This is a genomic window from Corynebacterium sp. UMB4614, from assembly GCF_030217065.1.
Lineage (GTDB): Bacteria > Actinomycetota > Actinomycetes > Mycobacteriales > Mycobacteriaceae > Corynebacterium.
In genome coordinates, this window is sequence record NZ_JASONC010000084.1 from 1 (window position 1) to 287 (window position 287).

The following is a 287-nucleotide window of genomic DNA, read 5'->3' on the forward strand; positions in this document are numbered from 1 at the left end:
TTGCTCCCCCAGCTGGATTCGAACCAGCAACCACTCGATTAACAGTCGAGTGCTCTGCCATTGAGCTATGGGGGAATGCTCACGAGGAAGCTTACTAAGGCTTACCCCGTCCACCAAATCTTGTCACCACCCCCAGCCCGGTACTGGGAACAGGTTCACAGGTCGGTAGAAAAGAAGAAAACCCAGGGCTTTGGACCCTGGGTTGTGGTGTTGCTCCCCCAGCTGGATTCGAACCAGCAACCACTCGATTAACAGTCGAGTGCTCTGCCATTGAGCTATGGGGGAAT

At 54.4% G+C, this 287-nt stretch carries 2 tRNA genes; both read right to left on the bottom strand.

The window, feature by feature from the left end:
- Positions 1 to 3 precede the first annotated feature (3 nt).
- Positions 4 to 75: transfer RNA gene (locus QP413_RS10005), tRNA-Asn, on the bottom strand.
- Between the two features lie 138 nt (positions 76 to 213).
- Positions 214 to 285, bottom strand: a tRNA-Asn gene (locus QP413_RS10010).
- Positions 286 to 287 lie beyond the last annotated feature (2 nt).